The 3,522-nt window shown below is 44.7% G+C and carries 6 protein-coding genes and 2 pseudogenes; 5 read left to right on the top strand and 3 right to left on the bottom strand.

The window, feature by feature from the left end; genetic code table 11:
- Positions 1-141: 141 nt before the first annotated feature.
- The gene (locus F6K46_RS38830; RefSeq protein ID WP_143727468.1) at positions 142-366 is read right to left on the bottom strand and encodes a hypothetical protein; all 225 of its coding nucleotides are present in this window, start codon (positions 364-366) and stop codon (positions 142-144) included.
- 76 nt (positions 367-442) lie between these two features.
- On the opposite strand from F6K46_RS38830, the gene F6K46_RS38825 reads away from it, so the two are divergent.
- The 5 genes from F6K46_RS38825 to F6K46_RS38805 all read left to right on the top strand — a co-directional run bounded on the left by F6K46_RS38825 (position 443) and on the right by F6K46_RS38805 (position 2,992).
- Positions 443-565 (top strand): hypothetical protein, encoded by a 123-nt coding sequence (locus F6K46_RS38825; protein ID WP_293068594.1) that lies wholly within the window; start codon positions 443-445, stop codon positions 563-565.
- A gap of 62 nt (positions 566-627) precedes the next feature.
- Positions 628-1,320, top strand: a complete 693-nt coding sequence (locus F6K46_RS38820) for a Uma2 family endonuclease (protein WP_293068591.1) — start codon at positions 628-630, stop codon at positions 1,318-1,320.
- 109 nt (positions 1,321-1,429) lie between these two features.
- The gene (locus tag F6K46_RS38815; RefSeq protein WP_293068589.1) at positions 1,430-1,678 is read left to right on the top strand and encodes a UPF0175 family protein; all 249 of its coding nucleotides are present in this window, start codon (positions 1,430-1,432) and stop codon (positions 1,676-1,678) included.
- Positions 1,675-2,169 carry a DUF3368 domain-containing protein gene (locus F6K46_RS38810; RefSeq protein ID WP_293068586.1) on the top strand — a complete coding sequence of 165 codons (495 nt, stop codon included), beginning with the start codon at positions 1,675-1,677 and terminating at the stop codon, positions 2,167-2,169. Before F6K46_RS38815 ends, F6K46_RS38810 begins: the two co-directional genes overlap by 4 nt.
- Positions 2,170-2,587: 418 nt before the next feature.
- Positions 2,588-2,992, top strand: a complete 405-nt coding sequence (locus F6K46_RS38805; protein WP_293068583.1) for a CinA family protein — start codon at positions 2,588-2,590, stop codon at positions 2,990-2,992.
- Here the strand turns inward: F6K46_RS38805 and F6K46_RS38800 are convergent.
- Positions 2,964-3,392 (bottom strand): annotated as a pseudogene (locus tag F6K46_RS38800) (transposase); the annotation flags it as partial. The gene F6K46_RS38805 and the pseudogene F6K46_RS38800 overlap by 29 nt on opposite strands.
- Positions 3,393-3,411: 19 nt before the next feature.
- Positions 3,412-3,510 (bottom strand): annotated as a pseudogene (locus F6K46_RS38795) (RNA-guided endonuclease TnpB family protein); the annotation flags it as partial.
- Positions 3,511-3,522: the final 12 nt, after the last annotated feature.

Below are 3,522 nucleotides of genomic sequence, written 5' to 3'. Positions count from 1 at the left end.
CTTTATTACAAAAGATTTAACCCTTTTGCGCATAACCGACTAACCATAAAAGCTCCACTATCTTACGGTAACTTTAAGCACTCATCCTGCGCATAGAGATGTGGGACTTCTTTTGCCGGACAGTTAAAAAAAAGGCTGTTACTAACAGACATCCAGGGATAGGTTGTCGTAGCTGAAGCCAACTTTGACCGTTGCGTTGGAATTACTCCAGCAAAAACCAACATCCCAATTCAAATGCGATTGGCCATAGGCCACGCTACGCGAACGCATAAGCGCGGAAGCTGAGGCCATAGGCCACGCTTTGCGATCGCATAAGCGCGGAAGCTGAGGCCATAGGCCAATCGCATTTGGCTGCCCGTAGCGCATCGCTAAGCAAAACTTTTCCCCAGATTTATTTTAAGCGAACAACTGACAGCTGTCAGCATTCAGCTGTTCGCGTAGCGTGCGCGTAGCGCATATGCTTACGTTTTACTCAAACAGCCCTGCTCCCTACTCCTTACTCCCTACTCCCTACTCCCTACTCCCTGCTCCCTGCTCCCTAAAAAATGTACCTCACCCAATTTAAAACTGCTATAACTAATAACTAATAACTTGATTACAAACCCATCAGGAAACAGTAGAAAAGTTATGAGTGCTCCCACTAGTAACAGACAGAGAACTCTTCCAGTCCTAGAAAATGGAGACCTGCTCTCTCGTGGAGAATTTGAGCGGCGTTATCAAGCCATGCCCCATCTCAAAAAAGCAGAACTAATTGAAGGAATTGTTTATATGGGATCCTCCTTACGGTTTGAACCCCAAGCTGAGCCCCATGCTAATTTACTAGTGTGGTTGGGCAATTATAAGATTGCGACTCCTGGTGTAAGATTAGGTGATAACCCTACAGTGCGGCTGGATCTGGATAATGAACCCCAACCTGATGTGGTTTTACTGATTGATAGCAATTGTGGTGGCCAAAGTCGCCTGGACGATGATGGTTATATTGAGGGCGCACCAGAACTAGTGGCAGAAATTGCAGCAAGTACTGCTTCCATTGACCTCCGGGATAAAAAACGAGTTTATCGTCGCAATGGAGTAAAAGAATATCTGGTTTGGCAGGTAATTGACCAGCGTTTTGATTGGTTTTCTTGGCAAGACGGAGACTATGTTTCTCTTGTAGCTGATCAAGAAGGAATTATCCGCAGCCAAATTTTTCCGGGATTATGGTTAGCAGTTTCGGCACTTTTGGCGGAAGATATGGTGAAGGTGATGACAACCTTGCAAGCTGGCTTGGCCAGTAAGGAACATCAAGAGTTTTTGCAGCAGTTGGCAAGTTTTTATTAATTAATTGTCAGGTTTGGAGTATTAGGTAGTGGTAAAGATGTAATCTTTACCACTACCCAGAAAGTTTTTGAGCTATCATTAAAAATACGATTGATAAGGCAATTATGCGATGAGTATCGTTATTTCAGACGCAATCCTACAAGCATCTCAGCTTACCCCAAGTGAGTTTCGCCAGGAAATAGCATTACACTTGTTCCAAACAGGTCGCCTAACACTAAACTATGCCAGCCGACTGGCCGACATGGAACCCAAGGAGTTTCGCCAAGTTCTTAAGCAACGCAAAATTGCCCTTTACTCCTACGATGTTGAAGACTTTGAACTTGACTTGAAAAATTTGCGGGAGTTAGGACGGTTGTGATTGTTATTAGCGATACATCGGCAATCACAAATTTGGCAGCGATTCAACACTTGCAGCTTCTGCCTCAACTTTATAATCAAGTCATTATTCCTGAAGCGGTGTATCGTGAACTTGCAGACATTGATCCTCCTGTTCCTGGCACTCTCGAAGTTCAATCTGCTTCCTGGCTTGAAGTCAGGCAAGTGGTTAACTCTGAGGTTGTTGAACATCTTCAGAGTGAGGTGAGTTTAGATCCTGGAGAATCTGAGGCAATTGCCCTTGCCCTAGAATTGAATGCTGACTTGCTATTAATTGATGAGCGTCGTGGTCGAGCAGAAGCCGATCGTCTGGGCTTGAGGATTACTGGATTGCTGGGTATTTTGGTTGAGGCGAAACACCAAAATCTAATCGTTGCCGTCAAGCCCTTGATGGATGCCTTAATTGCCACCTCAGAGTTTAGAGTGTCTCTAGCCCTATATAATCAGATTTTAGAGATGGTGGATGAAGACTAATATCACAGGAGAGTGGTGCAGGCGCGGCACAACAACGCCCATGCACCAGACCGTATCAACATCAGTTGAGCGTTTGGGGTGATCTGCGGCGGGTGATGGGTAACCTACCAGAGCTTCCCAGCAGTCTGGTCAAGAAAATGGAATTGGAATAACGTTTTTGATCGGAAGATCGGATTATTTTTGTTAAACCTTTTGTGCATTTAGTTGTGCATTTAAATTAAAAATTATTCAGTTATAACAAAAACATCAAATCCTCTCCCCCTACTCCCTACTCCCTACTCCCTACTCCCGACTCCCGACTCCCGACTCCCTTGCTCTCAAAACCATTAAATTTAAATAAAGACCAGCTTATACAACCCAATCATTGATAGTGTAATCAGAGTCAATTTAACTATCTTTTGGAGAAAGACAGTCAAAAATGTCGAAAAATAAGGTTTTGATGGTACTGGTCTCGCTAATCTTACCCTTTGTGCTTGGTGTGCAAGTAGCAATAGCCGATACCAGCGACTCAGCTCAAACCTGCTTACGAGGGTTACTGTACATGGACAACGGTTGCAGTACAGTAGATTATATGTCAATTGATTACACTCCTGTGATGAATGACAAAGCTGAAAGCTTTTTGAAAGAAATTAAGGCACGGCAGCTAAATGTTGTCACAGCGGAGTCTCTGACCAGTGGCATGATTATTTCCACAATCGTCAACATTCCCCTCTATGGCTCCTACACCTACGGTGGATTTTCCACCTATGATAGTGATGCTAAGCGCAAGATGCTTGGGTTGACACTCCCCACGGCTAGAAGCCGGGGGATTCTTGGATCGTAGACCCGTCTTGCTCGACCAGGCCGGAGCCAGGAAGAGTAGAGGACAGATCTCCCCAAGCGTTTTGGAAGGTTCCGGTGTGCCCCACCGTACCCAAGGCTCTACTTAAGATATTTCGAGCGGCGTTGTGGTCTCGATCTAACTGACATCCACACTTGCAAACATGGGTTCTAGTTGATAACGATTTCTTGACCACTTCGCCACAGTTGGAACAATTCTGACTTGTATAAGCTGGATTCACTGCAACAGTTATCCGACCAAACTTTTTCCCAAAATATTCCAACCATTCCCGGAACTGATACCAACCTGCATCATTGATAGACTTGGCAAGACAGTGGTTTTTAACCAGGTTCTTAACCCTCAGATCTTCATAGGCGACCAGGTCGTTAGACCGGATTACGCAACTTGCCGGAGACGAAACCTTAGAAGAGTGCAGCCTTACAACAAAATCTGTCACCTTTGATGCATAGCCTACCAACTATAAAGGCTGCACTCTTCTTACGGTAACTTCTAACCAGTCTCTATTAAACTAA

Source organism: Moorena sp. SIO3E8 (assembly GCF_010692445.1).
GTDB classification, from domain to species: Bacteria; Cyanobacteriota; Cyanobacteriia; order Cyanobacteriales; family Coleofasciculaceae; genus Moorena; species Moorena bouillonii.
The sequence above is the reverse complement of the archived record's forward strand: the minus strand, read 5'-3'. Positions and strand labels throughout refer to the sequence as shown.

Excerpts from the sequence above, each read along its gene's own strand:
- F6K46_RS38830 (WP_143727468.1), bottom strand. The coding sequence starts at position 366 with ATGCGCTACGGGCAGCCAAATGCGATTGGCCTATGGCCTCAGCTTCCG.
- F6K46_RS38820 (WP_293068591.1), top strand. The coding sequence starts at position 628 with ATGAGTGCTCCCACTAGTAACAGACAGAGAACTCTTCCAGTCCTAGAA.
- F6K46_RS38815 (WP_293068589.1), top strand. The coding sequence starts at position 1,430 with ATGAGTATCGTTATTTCAGACGCAATCCTACAAGCATCTCAGCTTACC.
- F6K46_RS38805 (WP_293068583.1), top strand. The coding sequence starts at position 2,588 with ATGTCGAAAAATAAGGTTTTGATGGTACTGGTCTCGCTAATCTTACCC.